This is a genomic window from Agrobacterium sp. LAD9, from assembly GCF_003031125.1.
GTDB classification, from domain to species: domain Bacteria; phylum Pseudomonadota; class Alphaproteobacteria; order Rhizobiales; family Rhizobiaceae; genus Agrobacterium; species Agrobacterium radiobacter.
The window spans coordinates 160,034-176,358 of the sequence record NZ_PHGS01000014.1; the positions used below are offsets into that span (position 1 = coordinate 160,034).

The 16,325-nt window shown below is 53.9% G+C and carries 12 protein-coding genes; 9 read left to right on the forward strand and 3 right to left on the reverse strand.

Annotated features, from left to right (window positions below; translation table 11 throughout):
• Window positions 1–287: 287 nt before the first annotated feature.
• Together DA915_RS16030 and DA915_RS28715 are read left to right on the forward strand one after the other, a co-directional pair.
• Window positions 288–1,205 carry a CAAX protease gene (locus DA915_RS16030; RefSeq protein ID WP_107676580.1) on the forward strand — a complete coding sequence of 306 codons (918 nt, stop codon included), beginning with the start codon at window positions 288–290 and terminating at the stop codon, window positions 1,203–1,205.
• A gap of 382 nt (window positions 1,206–1,587) precedes the next feature.
• Window positions 1,588–2,085, forward strand: coding sequence for a hypothetical protein (locus tag DA915_RS28715; protein WP_192886571.1), 498 nt, complete (start codon window positions 1,588–1,590; stop codon window positions 2,083–2,085).
• Between the two features lie 140 nt (window positions 2,086–2,225).
• Here DA915_RS28715 and DA915_RS16040 read toward each other — a convergent pair whose 3' ends face one another.
• On the reverse strand, window positions 2,226–2,810 hold the full coding sequence (locus DA915_RS16040; protein ID WP_107676582.1) for a hypothetical protein: 585 nt from the start codon (window positions 2,808–2,810) through the stop codon (window positions 2,226–2,228).
• 165 nt (window positions 2,811–2,975) lie between these two features.
• The gene (locus DA915_RS16045; protein WP_153064577.1) at window positions 2,976–3,641 is read right to left on the reverse strand and encodes a hypothetical protein; all 666 of its coding nucleotides are present in this window, start codon (window positions 3,639–3,641) and stop codon (window positions 2,976–2,978) included.
• A gap of 274 nt (window positions 3,642–3,915) precedes the next feature.
• On the opposite strand from DA915_RS16045, the gene DA915_RS16050 reads away from it, so the two are divergent.
• Both DA915_RS16050 and DA915_RS16055 read left to right on the forward strand, forming a co-directional pair.
• On the forward strand, window positions 3,916–5,001 hold the full coding sequence (locus tag DA915_RS16050) for a hypothetical protein (protein WP_153064578.1): 1,086 nt from the start codon (window positions 3,916–3,918) through the stop codon (window positions 4,999–5,001).
• Between the two features lie 215 nt (window positions 5,002–5,216).
• Entirely contained in the window at window positions 5,217–5,423 is a 207-nt protein-coding gene (locus DA915_RS16055) for a hypothetical protein (RefSeq protein WP_107676585.1), read from the forward strand.
• Window positions 5,424–5,863: 440 nt separating this feature from the next.
• On the opposite strand, the gene DA915_RS16060 is transcribed toward DA915_RS16055, so the two are convergent.
• Entirely contained in the window at window positions 5,864–9,187 is a 3,324-nt protein-coding gene (locus DA915_RS16060; protein ID WP_107676586.1) for a metallophosphoesterase, read from the reverse strand.
• Window positions 9,188–9,820: 633 nt separating this feature from the next.
• On the opposite strand from DA915_RS16060, the gene DA915_RS16065 reads away from it, so the two are divergent.
• The 5 genes from DA915_RS16065 (at window position 9,821) to DA915_RS16085 (ending at window position 16,263) form a co-directional block, all read left to right on the forward strand.
• Complete coding sequence (locus DA915_RS16065) at window positions 9,821–10,465, forward strand: hypothetical protein (protein WP_107676587.1); 645 nt, start codon at window positions 9,821–9,823, stop codon at window positions 10,463–10,465.
• A 47-nt stretch (window positions 10,466–10,512) separates the two neighbouring features.
• Entirely contained in the window at window positions 10,513–12,714 is a 2,202-nt protein-coding gene (locus DA915_RS16070) for a DDE-type integrase/transposase/recombinase (RefSeq protein WP_107676588.1), read from the forward strand.
• Window position 12,715: 1 nt separating this feature from the next.
• Entirely contained in the window at window positions 12,716–13,690 is a 975-nt protein-coding gene (locus tag DA915_RS16075) for an ATP-binding protein (RefSeq protein WP_107676589.1), read from the forward strand.
• A gap of 21 nt (window positions 13,691–13,711) precedes the next feature.
• Entirely contained in the window at window positions 13,712–15,553 is a 1,842-nt protein-coding gene (locus tag DA915_RS16080; protein WP_107676590.1) for a TniQ family protein, read from the forward strand.
• A gap of 410 nt (window positions 15,554–15,963) precedes the next feature.
• Complete coding sequence (locus DA915_RS16085; protein ID WP_035213555.1) at window positions 15,964–16,263, forward strand: hypothetical protein; 300 nt, start codon at window positions 15,964–15,966, stop codon at window positions 16,261–16,263.
• The last annotated feature ends 62 nt before the right edge of the window (window positions 16,264–16,325 follow it).

Below are 16,325 nucleotides of genomic sequence, written 5' to 3' on the forward strand. Positions count from 1 at the left end.
GTCGTTGATAGCCGTATGGACACACAGGCAGAGCTTGAGACCGAAAAGCTCTGAGGCGACAACTGATGTCGCCGATCAAATTTCCATCCATGGTGAAAGTAGGAGTTGCTTGGAGCCGTCGCAAACCTAAAAAACAAAACCCCGGCTCAAGGCCGGGGTAGGATTGTAGTCAGGCATTTGCGATCGGTCTTACGCGTCTGCGCATTGGAAGCGATTGCCAGCCTCAATAACTTTTAGTTAGCGTACGCGTGCGAAGGTGTCAAGGTCACACAACAACGGATCGGCAAATGCCCGTTACAGTAAACCTTTATCCGCATCTGATCCCCACCATAATTACCGAAGAACGTTTGAAAAGCTATAGAAGCGTCTTCGAGGTGAAATCGGATTTGGAACTTGTCGGCGTCTATCTGTGGAATTTAAATGCATGTGCCAACCTCTACCCACTATTGAACCACATAGAAATCACGATTCGGAACCTGATTGATCAGGCCGTAACACAGCACCTGGGCCGATTTTGGTGGAGTGCCACGACGCTCCCTTACAAGTCGTTTGTTGCTGGCGGACCAGTCCCCGACGTGGTGAAAAACATCCGCGGAAACTTCAAAAGTGCAACACGGACAGCCGAACGGGAAAAACGCGATCGATACGGTATCCACGCCCACTTCCCTACACACGATGAAATTGTAGCCGGGACCGAGTTTTCGACGTGGGAATATATTCTCGACCGCGAATTTATGAGCCGTGGATCAATCTGGCCGCTACTCTTGGGGAGTGTCTTAAAAGGCGATTGGCCTTACACAAAAGCCGGAAAGACACTCGATGCCGTGCGGCATGACATCCAAACCGTACGGCGTTTCAGGAATAGGTTGTCCCACCACGAACCTGTCTGGAAGATGTTCGCAGTGCTGAACGAGCAGGACGCGATCAATTATGTCAACGGAAAGATTGACGCCGTCGAAAAGCTGATCAACGTGTTCTCTCCAGATTCCCAATTGATGCTTCAAAGGAACGGGTTGTTTACGCAAGCTCGTTTGGCATGTTCGCTTCCTGAGCTTGAGCGCTTTAAGTATAGGACGAGAACCCACAACGTTAAAAATTTCAACGGTATCATTCGCGCTGCCACAGGTAATGGCGGGGCCGTTGCGAACATAAAACTCTACACTGATCGGAGACGAAATTTCCTACTCGTGCCACAGGAGATATGATCGATACGGAAATGCCGGTCGTCCCCGATGCCCAGCAGGATGGCCCGCGATGCTAGGAGCTCCGCAGAACTTTCGACAGAAAGTTCTCGAAGCGCCTTGTTTCCATAGTCGGGCAGAGGCGTCTGCATCTTCCAAATCGATAGCAGCGATTACGAAACGGAAAACGCGCCGGGATAAGCGGACAAAGCACGGGCGTTGTCTATAAGCTTGGTGAACTCCCACGCCGTCATGAACGGGCGAGACCGCTCGGATAATGCGGTGTATCTATGGGAACACGTATCCGATCCATTTGGCACCGGTAATAATTCATGTGGGTTGTTGCATCACGCGGGCTTTTTCCATGACTTAGCTTATGAGAGTATCTTTTCCGATATACAAACATATGGGTGTAAAGGTGCAGACTGTCTTCGCGATTTCCAGTGCTGTGCTTGGTTTCTTCGCAGCACTTGTTCTGCTTTTCGATTGGCTGGACTTGCTCACAAAATTGCAGTTGAAGCGAAACGTCGCCGACCGAGAGGCAGCGTTGAAAATAATCGCCAAGGCAGAGAACCAGTTTCAAAAGCGTTTTGAGGGGAAAGAAATAAAAGGAAATTACACCCTCATAGGTACGCTACACGGTTTATTTGCAGCCCAGCGCCTCAACGCATCTCTTTGCGATAAGATGCACCAAGCTTTTCGCCGCTCACTAGACCTTCCTGAATTCTCATTACAAGAAACAGAAGGCCTCCTTGATCGCGGCAGAGTTATTAAAAGCTTTTATGACACGCACAATGCGATTTTGAGACGGCGGGACGAACACGAACAACGTGATCTAAGAAGCGTCGCGTTTTGGTTGATGGTTGCGACTATGATGGCTGCCGTAGCATCTGCATTAGTGTAACGCGTTCCGTTGGATTTATCGGAGAAATACATGTGGCGCATTGGAAGATTATTTAGCGGCGTTGGCGCGATGGTGTTAGTAGGAGCTATTATTGATCAATTGCGCTGGGCATCTACCCTACGGGACATGGCCCACGGCGATTACTGTCGTTGAAACGGTGCGCTGATAGCTTGGCTGACGTATTGATAGGCTGACGCGGCCGTCTCATTAATCCATGACACGAAGCGCATTGGCTTGTTCACGGCCTTTACCGTCGCGGTGTAGTTGACCCGCATGTTCGCTAGTCGGGCGTCGGCTTCGCCCATCTTAACCAAGCTGTCGCCGGTAGTTGGAGCCAGTATCTTCTTGAGTTTGACGAAGCAAATTCTGTCCGTGCTGACGCTTCCCTGCCAAGTCCACCGACCCGCGCCGAGCCAAGGGCTTCCCGCCCGCTCACATGGAGCATCGAAGGATTCAACGGTCGTTTCCCCGTCGACCACGCTTCCCTTGACGTGGATGCTCGAGATGCGGCGAGCCTCGTCTGGCTGTTGCCAAGTCACTTTCAGAAACAATTGGCCGTTTTCCATGGGGCTGTAAGCCTCATGAGAATCGAAATACAGGCCCCACGGCGTCGTCACACCTGCACGCAGGTCGCCGTCGGCATTCGTCTGTCTGTTGGCATCATAATAGCCGTAAGCCACGACAGCGGCGGCACCGAGAAATAGAAAAGAAAACAGTTTATCCATCGCGCCCCTCCAGACCCTTTCATGTGTTTCAACATGAATTTCTCGGAGAGGGAAGTGGGAGCTTCTGCGGATCAGAAGTCCGCCTGTTCTCAGATGTGCCTCGACGACGCCCGCGCTTGTCGAGGGAAAGATAAAGCCCTCCAGACTAGGAGGGCTTTATTCATATCATCGCTCATTCCAGCCGACGTCGTTTAGTGGCGGCATAGGTGGCATTACGGGCTGCGCGATGGGCGCGGGCGGCATCGTGCCGAAAGACAGCGGGGACGTCAGTACCGGAGGAGACGGTTGCGCCTCAGAAAGCGCGCGGTCTTTGAAGGACCAAGTGCCGAGGTTCCACAGGTTGTCGATGTTTCGAAGGTAGATGATTACCTTGTCTTCGCGATCATTGATAATGCCGTTGGGGTGTGTCTGTTGAGGTGAGCCGAGAGACTTGTCGAAACCGCCGAAATCGACTGACCAACTGTCCCCGTAGACGTCATTGCAGAGTTTCGAAACTTGATTGCACCAGTTCTTCCAATCCGCCTCTGCCCCCGACCATTGAAACTTGGCCGCCACGATAATCGTGAGCATGCCTTTGCGTTCGCCAATGAATTGAACCGGGGAAAAAAGGCCGTTTATGTAGAGACGTTCGGCGATCGCAATGACGCGCTCGTCGTGGTCTTCGTCCCATATGACCGCGAAATCGTGCATTTGTGCTGTGGTGAGCGGCATTCTGGTGACGTCACGCCATTCAGGCACCCGGAAAACGGAATAATGGGTTCCTCGGCCAAGGTGACCAACGGGTTCTGCCTCGTCGTGAAGGCATGAAAATATCTGCGAGTAAGATCGCATATCGGTAACTCCTGTCTCTCAGTTGTTGTTGCGGCTTCCACCGCTGCGCCAGAGCTTTCGACCCCTTTGCGGTTACGCGAACATGTGTAGCAGTTTTCATGATTCGGAAAAAGTGGGCGTCCTTCACAGTCGCAAAACATTCCTTGTCGCCGGTCTCATTTCGCACTTGTAGTAATTTTCCTGTTGTAACCGTCAATACTTGGTTAATTGCCTTTGAAGCGAAGGTAGAAGAGTGGTATCTGACTTCCGTCGTCAACTATAGATGGAGGCGCGATTGGCTGAAGAAGGCCTGGTATCTCAAGAATCCAGTGAAACATGGCTCGATATTCCTGACGCTGTCTGGGAGCCAAAACCTGAGTTTGCGGAAACACCGTCGGTCGAACTGATAAGAGAAATAAGGACGCATATCCGTGACACGGGCGAACCGTGGACTTGGCGCGGACATACTCACACAAAACCGCCAAGAGGTTCCCATATCTACTATGCTGGCGAGTTCGACCTCCCAGACAAGTATACGCAGGCTGGACACTTCTCTCCGTGTCCCTGCTGTTCTCCCAACAACCGCAAATTCGGCAGCGGCAAGATCGCTTGGTTCCCTGATGAAAAGGTCATCAGGCTCATTGGCCCATCATGCTTCAAAAGCCTCGACGCTCACATACATGCCGAAGCTGTCGCCGACTACGAAATACGCAAACAACAGACCCGCGATCGCGATTTCATCCTCGACAGACTGGACCTCATACCGGGATGGTTGTCTGATTGCGAAAATCTTGTCGACATCGCTCGCGGTACAGACGAGTTCTTCCCCAAGCTATCGAACGCGCTAGACGCGATAGCCCGTGGTCGCTTCTTCGAGAACATTCGCGGCGGTGAAATGAAGGTCTGGGAAAACATCCGAGAGCCTTACGTTGACAAGGATGGCAGCCTGAAAAGCCGTTCTAAATCGATGCAGGTGCATTACGGCACGATCGACGGCCATGACGGCCTCGCTCCGAACCGCAGCAGTTACGTCAAGGTGATCGAGGAAGCGAAGGCGAAGCTGAGGTCACTTGGGGCCTTTTCTCCAGAATACGTTTCCGGTTGCGCTCACCCCGTTAAAGCGGACATCGCGAACCAGATTGCGAAGGCGATCAAGACGCTGAAGCGAGCGAGAGATAAAGTGGGAGCTGAGGTCAGATTTTTGCGCCGTGAGAACACAAATAGGCTGCGCAATTGGGGGTGTCATCAGGGTGCGCCGTTCCGGTTTGATCTTGCAGTAGATAAAGGCGTTATGACCGTATCAGCCGCGGCTGGAGTTTATTCTATACCAATCCCGGAAGCCGTTCGCGGTGTCATGATGCCGAAGTTTGGCGGCCTCTAGTTCTAGGAATGGACCGAGGCGCGCGACATTTATACAGCGCCTCGGTCCTCACCCAGAGAGTACGGCAGGGTGCTGATTGACATTGCGGCTAGAGCTGATCCACATGTTTCCCTGCAGCCGGGGCGCGCATTATGAGGTACATCTGGCTGGCGGCGTCGATTGCGTCTGTAGCGGCCATTCCAGCCCATGCGAGCTGGGAGTACACGGAGTAGGGCATGTCCCCGAACAAGTTGTCCCAGGCTTCGAAGGGCGCTGCGAAGAAAGCCGATGAGTACGACAACCCCGAGATCAGACACCTATTGAGCGCCCCGGTGCGGATTGGCAAGGTGGAGAGCATTGCCAAGTTCAACCTCAACGGAGACGGTGAGCTTGGTACCGTCAAGATCATTTTCCCGAGTCCGAAATCCTGCTCGGCCCAATGACTATGAAAGGGCACCGTAACGTAGAACGTGCGACAATCGTTCTGGTGCAGAATAGGAAGAGCCTTCTTTCACCGCCCTCGCTAGCAGGACAAGCTGTGTTCCGATAAAACATGTCTTTGAGACACCGCGAGTTTCATAGAGGACTTATACAAGTCGGCTTCAGAATATGCACCGCTAACGATCCCCTTAGACTGAATTGGGATGGCACTGCACCTCGCCGCTTGGCCTGGACCGCATGATATCCGGCCGACGCAAATTCTGTCGTCAACATCCCCGCAGAAAAGTCGTGGTTTAGAAAAGAAGCAATTGCCATCGATGCACCGAGCTCACCCGGGCATATCTTTGCCGCTCGTTCACCTGCCGCATAGAACAGGGGGCTTCAACAGCAGCGGTGGAGTGGCTCGGTTCGGTTGGCTCAACTCATTGGGGTGTCCGCCACGCTATTTTGCCCGCTCGATGAGGCCACTCTGCTGGGTAATCTGTCCTTGCCGAGTTTCGTAGTAAGACAATTCGACCGTCCTGATAACAATCATGCCATTTTCGTTTAGCGCGGTAGCCAACTGGTCCAAACACCTGCTTTCGCGAATTTGATCACCGCGAAGACGCCATTGAAAGGAACTGTGGCGGAAAAGACTGAGCAGATTGTCGAGGTCATTATCTGCTCTGTAAATTTTCCATAAGATATCATGGCATCGATCGAACATCCCCGCAAAACGTTCTGCGAACAGGTAATGGTAAGCGGCGATCAGACGGCTTTTCATTGCCGGCGAGGGTTTTTCGCCAGCCAACAGCATATTCTCGGCAACCTTCAACGTTGCACGGATTCCATTGTAGAAATCGTTATCCCTGGCTGCGGTTTGGATAATATGCTCCAGCCCACCAAGCCGAACTTTGGACGCCTTGTTCGTGGCAAGAAACAACGCGATGTTATTTGCCACTGTTGTTGCGCCGCGGCGGCGGGCTTGTTGCTCAAGCTTTGCCAGCTTCGCGAAACGCATTGGATCGTCGTCTGCCATCTCGATAAGAATAGCGCGTGCGTGAAGCGCGCTGTTTGTCTGCCTATCGATAGAAAGCACCTTATCGGCCGCTTTCCTCGCCTGTGCATCATTCCCCGACGACTGATGGGCAAGTGCGATGTTCAAATACAGGCTTTGTTCGTCAGTTGTTGAGAACTTGTGGCCCTGTATTTCCTCAAGCACCTCGATGGCCCGTTCAAACTCGCCGACCATGCGCAGTGCCCGCCCCCAGATACGCTTCAGGCGAACAATCTTGTCTGTGGTTTTATCCAAGGAAATCAGGGGAAGCAGATGATCAACGAACAAAACAACACTTCTGTAATGGGTTCCGTCATTTAATGAAGACACAAACGATACAGCGAGGCTTAGCGCCTTTTCCATCGCGCGCAGGTTCGCATCATCAAGGGCGTCCTTCATCAACCTGAGAATGATGGTGCCAGCGTTCGCTATGTCGATTGCGCTCGCATCATGTCTGTCAAACCTGTAGTTCTGCACGACCTTGAATTTGCCAATTTCCCACTGCTTGCCGAAATACAGGTCAGCCGCGCGTTTGTTCAACGACCGGAACTCTTCCACGCTCAGTTGGCCGACGATGTATTCACGTATTGGTCGAGGAATAGCGAGGACTCGACGATCTGAATCGACTTCGACGTCCTGCAGAGTTGGATCGTTTGCGACGTCTACGAGAGCTTCGTCCAAAAGCTCCCTTGCATGGTCGACCTTGAATGGGTGCGGACCATTGAAGCGGTGAAGTCTGGAGAGCTGCTCACCCCGGGGAAACATTGTCAGCGCTTTGAGGAGGTCGAATGACCTTTTCCGGGCAACCTCCGCCGCGGTAGACAACTGGGAAATCACCCGACGTAGTGCAAGCGGCGCTAGTTCTTCTTCCGTGGACGATGCAACCACGTCAGCATTGCTTTGAACGAGTTCAGCCAATGAGATCAGTTGGAGGTCTTTGAGAGCTTGGTCAACCCGCTGCGGAACGCCGTCGGTGACGCTGAACAATGCCGAAATAGATTTTTCGTTTATATACTTCGCCCCACCCTTTTCGTGGGCCGCGACATAACTTCGGAGGTCCGCCTCTCCCAGCGGTCGTAGTTCTACCACCGGGAGCTTCACGTTGCCTGGCGACTTTCTGGCCCTTACGACCACCACAGCTGATTGCGCATAATCCTTCACGATACCGACGAGATTCTCAATCTGCGCCTCCAAGCTCAGAGCCCCGGGTTGAAATGGTTTGCCAACGGGAAAGTGGTCTATCACCAAGTACGAAGGCCCGGCGGTGGCAAGTTCCTGGCAAAGCACTTCGAACGACACACCAATAGTAGCTTTGATTACGTCGAGGAAGTTTTCCGTTCCTGCAAAATCGCTGAAATCCAACGCGAATGTAGGCGGGACCGGTGTGTTGCGATCCTCTTGCACGGTGTAGAGAAATTCGTCCCCGCCCATTCCCCAATCAGAAACGATCCAAACCGCCCGTTCGCTGTTTATTGCTTCTCCAGCCTTACGATGCTCTATGAGGCGAACTTGCTTGTGCGCCGCAGATGGATGGAGGTAGTACCTTAGACTTTTAAGGGTACTCGTCCCCGCCGTAACCTCGTTTAAAGCAGGTGACGACGTTTCTTCTTTTATTTTTGGCTTTGGGGTTGGGCTCAAAGCTTTACTTTGACGGGAAAGCAATGTGACAGTGCCCGCATCGTCGAGTTCGAAATTGTGGTCCTGTACGATTTTTGCCTTTCCAGAGTTCTGCCTGAAAAGAGCGCGCGGTTTACAGAACAGGCGATCTACCTCCTCTTCCCGCTTGTAGGTAAACCACGCGTAACCGTGTGACCTCTCCGCGACCTTATCGCCAACGTATTCCAGCCCGAAAACCGACCTCGATTGAAACGTTATTCTCTGCTGGCTTCCACTGCTAGATGTGACCTCGGAAGCAGCCTCGTGCATGTGGCCGTAGACATGGATATCGAACCTGCCAGGTGGATTGATCTCACTCTCGAACTGCTTGCGGCTACTCGGTTCCAACCAGCCCAGCGGATGGTGCGTCACAAGAATGTTGAGATCGTTTGACTGGCACCAAACTGTGGGGTCGCCCTTCGTCAACGCAAGAAGCTGGCGCGAATCCACATGCAATTTCCCTTCATAGTTCTCGTTGCCTAGTTGCAGCCAGGTTGAGTTCAGGCAAACAACACCAACGCGTAAACCATTTTTCTCAACAACCGTGGAACTATCGCCTGGAAGTAGTCCCTCATTGTCCGCGAGGAGCTTTATGCCGTGGGGTAGCGGCGACTTCGACCAATTTGTGTACGCTGAAAATACGTCGGAAATTAAATCTCGATAGTGGTTAGTTCCCTTGAAAAGAGTGTCTCGAGCGGATTTTTGATCCCACCATTGCTTCAACATCGGCGCTGCGGGGTTCGAATCCGAGGGCCGTGAGAGATCGTGATTACCAGGCAAAGCTACAAGAGGAGGGTTAAAGCCTAATCCCGCAAAAACGCTCCAGAGTTCACCAAGAACTACATTGAAACGATCATATTCCGGCGTGACGCCTTTGTAGGCGAGGTCGCCGGCGAAAATCACAAAATCGATGTCACCGTTCGTCGCATGCAGCTTTTTTATGTCTTCAAAAAACGCATGCTTGGCCGTCGGCCAAAGAACGTCCAGATCGCCCATGCCAACATGAATGTCACTCAACAATAGCCAATTTAACGACTGCAATTCGCACAACCTCGGATTTATGATTCGCCGCATGAATACTTACATCTGGTGGCTCAAATATCATCTCGAATCTTGCAGGTCTCGCAACCCATCAACCAGAGATTTAGTACGCGTCTACGCCCCGCGCGCAATTCATGGACATAGAAGCAGTATCGCTACGTCGAGGCCAATGAGGATGGTCAAATCTCATAGTACTCGAGATGGTGTGATTAATTGCCCCCGGCTTGCCTGCTTCCTTACACTGTGCAGTAACCGGGAAGAATATTTCGCAGAAATTTACTTTTCATTTACGTTTGGACCCTAAGAGCCCTGCCTCGACGTGATATCCGCTCACCGACAGCGTGAGCAGTATTGAGGACGCAGGATGACGATAGCAGCCACTATAGGTTTCGCTTCTCTCTGAGCCAGGGACTTCCGACCGGAAACCTCGGCCAGCGAGATTATCGCAGGATACGAGGCAGGAGATCGGAATGCGTCACTCCCATAAAATCACCCAATACCTCTATCAGAAACGCGAGGGACTCGGCTTCCTTCCGTCTGCATCTATGAACCTGTCGCCGGAGAACGCCGGCCCGACTTTGGTCGGGGGCTTGGAAATACCGAGCGTCCGCTAATCCGACCGGCACCGCGTCGGGCAAAGACTATTGGCACGAGCCGCACTTTGGCTTGGCCTTGCGCGTGCCCGCCGACAAACAGGCGAAAACCGCACGTGGTCACACGTTCTTCAACGGCAACGGCGTCTATCACGAGAGCGAACTCGAGCATCGCGTCAGTTCCGTGCTTCAGACCCTGTCTGGGCTTCGCGAACTCCAGTCGCAATACCCGAAGGTTCACTACACAGATGCCGACGGCGTTCTTCGTGAGCACACCTTCGATTACTTCATCGTTCTCAACGACGGCACACGGGTCGCCGTTGCGGTGAAGTATGCCCGCAAGCGAGCCGAAATGATCGACTTGCTTGATCGCATCTGCGCCGCCGGTATCACAGGGGTCGGCCCACTCGGAAAGTTGACGCCGCGCGTCGCGGACGCCGTCACCTTGATGACGAACGAGGAAGCAACCCTAGAGGCATTCGAAAATGCCTACTTCATCCTCACCTCCCGCCTCCACCACGATGACGCCGAATGTGCCAGCCTCGTGGATGTGGTGAAACGTCTGCCGGGCCAGTTCCGGTTTGGTGACCTCCTGCGTGACGTCCATGCACGTGGCAAACGCCGGACCGCCATTTGGCGTCTGATCGATCTCCGTCTGATCGCACCGGTCTACTCGGGCCGTATCGATGATCGATCCTGGCTGCGCGTCTGCGCCTAGCCGTTCCCAACCAAATCAAAATTCCATCCATTAGAGAAAGGACCGTCATGGAATCCCGTACCCTGCCCGCTCGCCAATTTCTCCATTCACTCATCGGCATGGACCGAATGGATCGCTACCATGACAAGGTCAGGAACGCCTTCTTCATTCCTGTAAGCCGCGACGACGTGGGCTATCAGCTCCGCTCGGAAAACGATGTGGAATATAAGATTTTCCTTTCCCACCAGGAAATCTACGCCGCGCTCGACAGCAACAAAGCATCGATCCGATATGGCTATAACAGTCCTGCTCAGCAAAAAATCCGCGCCATCTTTGGCGACAAGCCATGGGACGAATTCAAGGCTGAAGATCGTGATCTCGCCCTTCATCGAGAAAAGCTGATCCACAGATATGATGTAGAATGCGACCGCATCGGCAGGCTTCTTCCAATGTCCGAGAAAAAGCTCGGGCCGAAGCTGCTGGCATGGAACCGGGAAATCAACAAAGCACTGCTCAACCTCGTCGTCGATGACCGAGCCGATCAGGGGAGTCAGGTTGTCATCTTCCCCTGTCCATGCGTCAAAACCTTCAAACGCGACTACGACGACTACCACAATTGCGACGGTGATGTGATGGCTCTTCTTCCCCGGCATCACGGTCCGGGCCCGAAACTGTTCGCTCTGAAACCAGCTACGATCGCGTTCGCACACAAGATGGCGATGGCCTATCTGGATCGCCGCCGCCCGACCAAGGCACATGTCTATCGCTCGTACCTGGCTGAGCTTCAGAAGCACAATGCCGACCTCCCAAACCCGAAGAAAATCGGGAAGGTATCCCGCAAAAAATTCGAAGCGATGATCGCGAAGTTCGACAAGTTCCACGTCATCGCGAGCCGTCACGGCGAGAAGTACGCCATCCAGAAGTTCAAGGCGATCCGTCGGAGTTTCCACGTGGTCGCTCCTGGCCAGCGGATCGAGATGGATTTTGTCACCGTCGATCTGATCTCGCTTCTCGTGGAAACGGGTATCTGGAACGCCCTTCCGGAAATGGTACAGGAGCGTATTCCTCGCGTCCGCATCTGCTTCTGTGCCGCGATCGACGTCGCAACACGTTACATCCTTGCGCTGAAAGCGAGCACGAACCCGAACGCCGCGTCCGCCGTTGCCACGATCCGCATGATCATGACCGACAAAAGACACCTGTCGTCCTACGTGGCCGCCCAGACGCCATGGATCGGGAAAATCAGGCCCCGGGTCATTTACACCGACAACGGCGCGGAATTCACCGCACAACGAACCGCCGAGGTGCTTCGTGCGGCGCGTATTCACGGTACTCGTCCGCCCGCCGGCGATCCTGGCTGCCGCCCGTTTATCGAAAGCCTTTTCCATTCGATCGGCGTGCTGATCGCCCCGTATTTCGAGGGCCGGACTTTCTCTTCGGTCGTAGAAAAGGGTGATTACGATCCGCAGGTTCATGCCGCGTTGCTGGTCGACGAACTGATCAAGATTTTCATCTTCGCGGTCTGTGACATCTACCACAACAAGCCGCATTCTGGCCTTGGCGGCAACACCCCGCATAATGCGTGGGTCGAGGCCTCCAAAGAATACGAAATCCTCTACCCGCCAGATGCCGAAGAAATGCTCCAGATTTTCGGCATCAAAACGACCCGCCGGATTTCCGACTACGGTATTACCGTATTCGGCATCACCTACTGTGATGCCGAAATCCAGCGGCTCCGCACTAGGTTCGACCAGGTCGACGTCGAGATCAAATACGATCCGGAATGCCCCGCCCACATCGCCGTTAAAGGCGACAAGGGCTGGTTCGTCGTTCGCAACACCGTCGGTCTCGATGACAGTGTAACGCTCGCCGAATGGATGGCCGCGCGCAAGGAATTGCGTGCCAGCTACGCCACAGCTGCCGAGCAGGGCGTGACGGTGATGTACGACGCTATCAATCGTCTTCGCGCCATCGGTGATGCCGCGACACTTCGCGCCGGTCTTTCTCCCAGCGTTCCAACTGCAAAAGACTTCGACCGTTGGGATGCGGAACTGTTCGGAGCGTGGATGGCCGCGCCATCTGAAGATCGGGTTCCGCTCCTCGCCGAAGGCCCGCTGCCCGACGATCCGCTGCGGATCGGCATGGTTATCCAGCGGCCCGACCTGTTCGCCCTCGAAAAATCCGAGGCTGAAGAAATCAAAGAGAACGAAACCACCGCCACGCAAGCGCCTGACGCACTTTCCGGCTTCCACTATGACGAGGAGTACTAAAATGACTGCTACCAACGAACTGCGCGCGTTGCGTGTCCGGGAAACCAACCGCTACTTTGAGACAGGCCGTTGCCTAGAACTCGTGAAGCGCCTTACGGAATTCGAGGACCATGCCCTCGATTGCCTTGCCGGCGGTGGTTCAAGACGACGATCCTTCATCGTGATCGGCCAGTCCGGTAGTGGGAAATCGACCTCGTTGGAGCGAGCGTTCACGAGGATCAAATCGTTTCAGCCGTACCAGAACGAGTTTGGCGAAACGGTGCGTCCATTGATCAGTATCGAGGTGCCGAAACCCTGCTCCACCAAAGATTTGGCAATCCGTATCCTTCACGAGATGGGTCTGCCCGCGAGCAATCGTGCAAATGAGCATGAACTTTACGAGACAGTCAAACAACAGCTCAGAGAACGTCGCGTCCTCTTTCTGCATCTGGATGAGGCACAAGACCTCTTGCGGGCACCAACGGCTGCAGCCGTAAGGTCTCTTCAGGATCGCCTGAAAAGCCTGATCGCCATTCCCGACTGGCCACTCCACACGATCTACAGCGGCGTGCCGGACCTGGCCAGGCTGGTAACCAGTGATCTCCAGCTTGCGAACAGGTCGTTGGTCATGCGGTTCGAGCCGGTGCGTTTTCCTTCTGACAAGCCGCTGATCGAAAAGCTTCTGTGCGACGTGGCCGTCGACCATTGCGATCTTGTGCTGGCGGACGAGTTGATGACCGACGACTTCCTGGGACGCCTGGTAGCCTCCACAGGTGGTGGGCTGGGTACGATGATCGAAATGGTACGAGCGGCTTGTTTCGCAACCCTGGGGCGAAACCGCAGAAATCTCACGGCTCGCGACTTCGCAGGTTTCTACGACCGTGCGTCGGGCAGTCTTCGCGGCGACAACATCATCACCTCACCCCGGTGGCGCGACATTGATCGCAGCAATGCATTGACGGACCTCGTCGCCCAGCCCTCGAAAAAGAAGAAGTAATAGCCAGAAAGGTATCGCGTCATGGCACTCCCCGTCACCGTCGAGTTTCACAAAACCGAAACGCCCCTGAGCCTGGCATCCCGCCTCGCACACGCAAATGGCTATCGTTCAATGCGGGGGTTTCTCGCCACGACGGACACAAACGCCACTGCCATCGCCTCGGGCGATCCCGAAGCGATGGCATTACTCACACACTGGTCAGGTGTCGAAGAAGCGCGTCTCGCAGCGTACTCTATCGCGTCCGTCACCGCCGCAGCGACGTGGAAGCTTGGTCACGCATTGATGGGCCGTGATATGCGACCGGGACGAAATCATCGGTACTGCCCGAAATGTGTCGTGGGCGATCTCGAAAACGGCAGCGGCCGTCCTTTCTCACGGCCCTACGTCCGGGCAGCGTGGATGACCCGGGCGTTACAGAATTGCCCTAAGCATGCGTGTGCGATCAAGGAAACGCCAGTATCCGCGCAAGAGCAAGGTGACTTCGCCTCATTCGTAGCCAAGAATGTTTCGACGATCAGAGAGGAGGCGATCGACACCAGCGCAGCCTCCTCGTCTCAAGTCGATCGATACGTGGTCGCAAGGATCGACGGTCTCCCTGTCAACGATTTTCTCGACAATTTCGAAACCTATGTGGCTGTTGATCTTTGCCGTCATTTCGGTCGCCTCCAGAAGATGCACCAGATCGCATACGATCGTTGCGACCTGGCGTCTCATTCCGACGTCGAGTGCGGGTTCGGTTCCGCCTCCGCTGGACGCGATCTGATTGAGAAGATTATTTGCCAGGCGATCGAACAATCAAAACCTATGGTCTACGAAATGGCTTCCTTTTTCGGGCCGTTGCGAGATTGGCTGCTGCGCAATCACAAGAAGCCTGAATTCTCCCTCGTAACCGAGATTTTTCAGGACATCGCCGAGCGAAATCTTCCGTTGGGTCCTGATGAAGCCTTTGTACTGCCCACCCGAAAACGCCATCTGCATTCGATCAGATCGGCAGGCCTCGAATATGGCATGATGGAAGACCGTATCCAGGACCTCCTTCTGGAAGCTAATCTCATTGCACCCTCACAGCTGACGAGCGCCCAGATTTACTTCGATGCGCGTCGGGGCCACGAGGTATTGTCCAATGCGCTGGACACGATGACCAGTGTTGAAATCCGCACAGCTCTCGGAATCAGGGACGACCGCATGCGGGCCATTCTCGATGCAGGTCTTCTGCGCCGCGTGGAGCAGCCGAAAGACGGTGCACGTGTGTTTTCGCGTGTCCAACGGTCCGAATTCGAGGCATTTAATAAAGCGCTTTTCGGGCGCTTACTAAACGGTTCAAATACAGACGGCCTAGTGCGGCTGGACAAAGCAGCACAAAGATGTGGTTGCCAAACCGAGACCATCCTCAAATTGGGCTTGGAAGGTTCTCTGAAAAGCCTCCATTTCAAAGGCGGTCGGGCGACGCTCTCGAACCTCCTCGTAGATTGGGAGGAAGTCAGAGCCTGCTTGAACCACTCTATTCCTGAAGTGGCATCGTTGAATGGCAACGATGGTCATAGACACCTCAATGTCCGAGACACTGAACGCCGGATCGGGACAGCGAGAGGCACGATCAGCGAACTGCTTCGCCTCGGTTATCTAAAGACGGAAACCCGAATTAATCCTGCCACTCGACGTGAGCAACAATACATCCTCGCTGATTCCGTGGATGCCTTCATCGCCGAGCATATTTGTCTCGCTCTTTTGTCAGATCGTGCTGGTGTATTTCCCGGTATCCTTCGTCAAAAGCTCGAGGCCGAGGGAGTGCGACCCATTTATGAACCGACCGGTAGAAACTCGAGATTCTACCGACGACCGGACGTAGCGCACTGGCAATAACGCGGATTGCCCTCGTCAATCTTCCGTAATGCAGTTTGAAAGGCCCGCTTCGGCGGGCTTTTTTTATTGCCTGCAGTTCCGGCACTTCAGTTTCTGGACACACCTATCGGCGCAATTCGCCCTGACCTTTGGGAGGTCCTCTAAAATTCCTCAATTAAATCAAGGAAAATTATCGTCGTAGCGACAAATCAACGGAGCGTAATCAGTAGGTTGAGCGCAACCTCATCCAGCGCAGCCGCCAGCCGTTTGACAGGTCTCTACCTCGACCGAAGTATCGGCGAAATCCTTCACGAACACGGAAAATTCAAAGCTTCAAAAGGGAACGTTGAAAGCCGGCAATTGCTTCCTATTTCCTATCAGTGATGATGAAGCGCCTCTCAGAATTGTTTGCGCTAGAGGAAGGAGATTTGATGATCGACGAATATGGTCCATATGTGCAGGTGTCTACGCTTGGGGAACAGATGGCTGCCTGCTACCAGACGGATGCAAATCTCGTATTGGAACCGCATCTGGCGCATTACATGGACGAGGTAGAGGTCAATATCGCCGCCGATAGTTTTAATCACGTTGGCTTTCTGAACAGGATCAGAAGCCGGTTACAGGTGACACTGACGGCGACGACCAACCCCAGGCGCCGGGAGTTTCTGCAAGCCGTCGTAGCTTCGCTTCAGGAGCGGATCGACCGCCATTCATTCGATGTGGCGCAATAGGCAAGACGGCGAAAAAGAACTGACGAGACGCTCGCGGCTCTGTACGACACAAGCTCAGGGGC

Bases quoted from the DNA above. Each gene is read 5' to 3' on its own strand.
- DA915_RS16030 (WP_107676580.1), top strand. From the start codon at position 288: ATGCCCGTTACAGTAAACCTTTATCCGCATCTGATCCCCACCATAATT.
- DA915_RS28715 (WP_192886571.1), top strand. From the start codon at position 1,588: ATGGGTGTAAAGGTGCAGACTGTCTTCGCGATTTCCAGTGCTGTGCTT.
- DA915_RS16040 (WP_107676582.1), bottom strand. From the start codon at position 2,810: ATGGATAAACTGTTTTCTTTTCTATTTCTCGGTGCCGCCGCTGTCGTG.
- DA915_RS16045 (WP_153064577.1), bottom strand. From the start codon at position 3,641: ATGCGATCTTACTCGCAGATATTTTCATGCCTTCACGACGAGGCAGAA.
- DA915_RS16055 (WP_107676585.1), top strand. From the start codon at position 5,217: ATGTCCCCGAACAAGTTGTCCCAGGCTTCGAAGGGCGCTGCGAAGAAA.
- DA915_RS16060 (WP_107676586.1), bottom strand. From the start codon at position 9,187: ATGCGGCGAATCATAAATCCGAGGTTGTGCGAATTGCAGTCGTTAAAT.
- DA915_RS16070 (WP_107676588.1), top strand. From the start codon at position 10,513: ATGGAATCCCGTACCCTGCCCGCTCGCCAATTTCTCCATTCACTCATC.
- DA915_RS16075 (WP_107676589.1), top strand. From the start codon at position 12,716: ATGACTGCTACCAACGAACTGCGCGCGTTGCGTGTCCGGGAAACCAAC.
- DA915_RS16080 (WP_107676590.1), top strand. From the start codon at position 13,712: ATGGCACTCCCCGTCACCGTCGAGTTTCACAAAACCGAAACGCCCCTG.
- DA915_RS16085 (WP_035213555.1), top strand. From the start codon at position 15,964: ATGATCGACGAATATGGTCCATATGTGCAGGTGTCTACGCTTGGGGAA.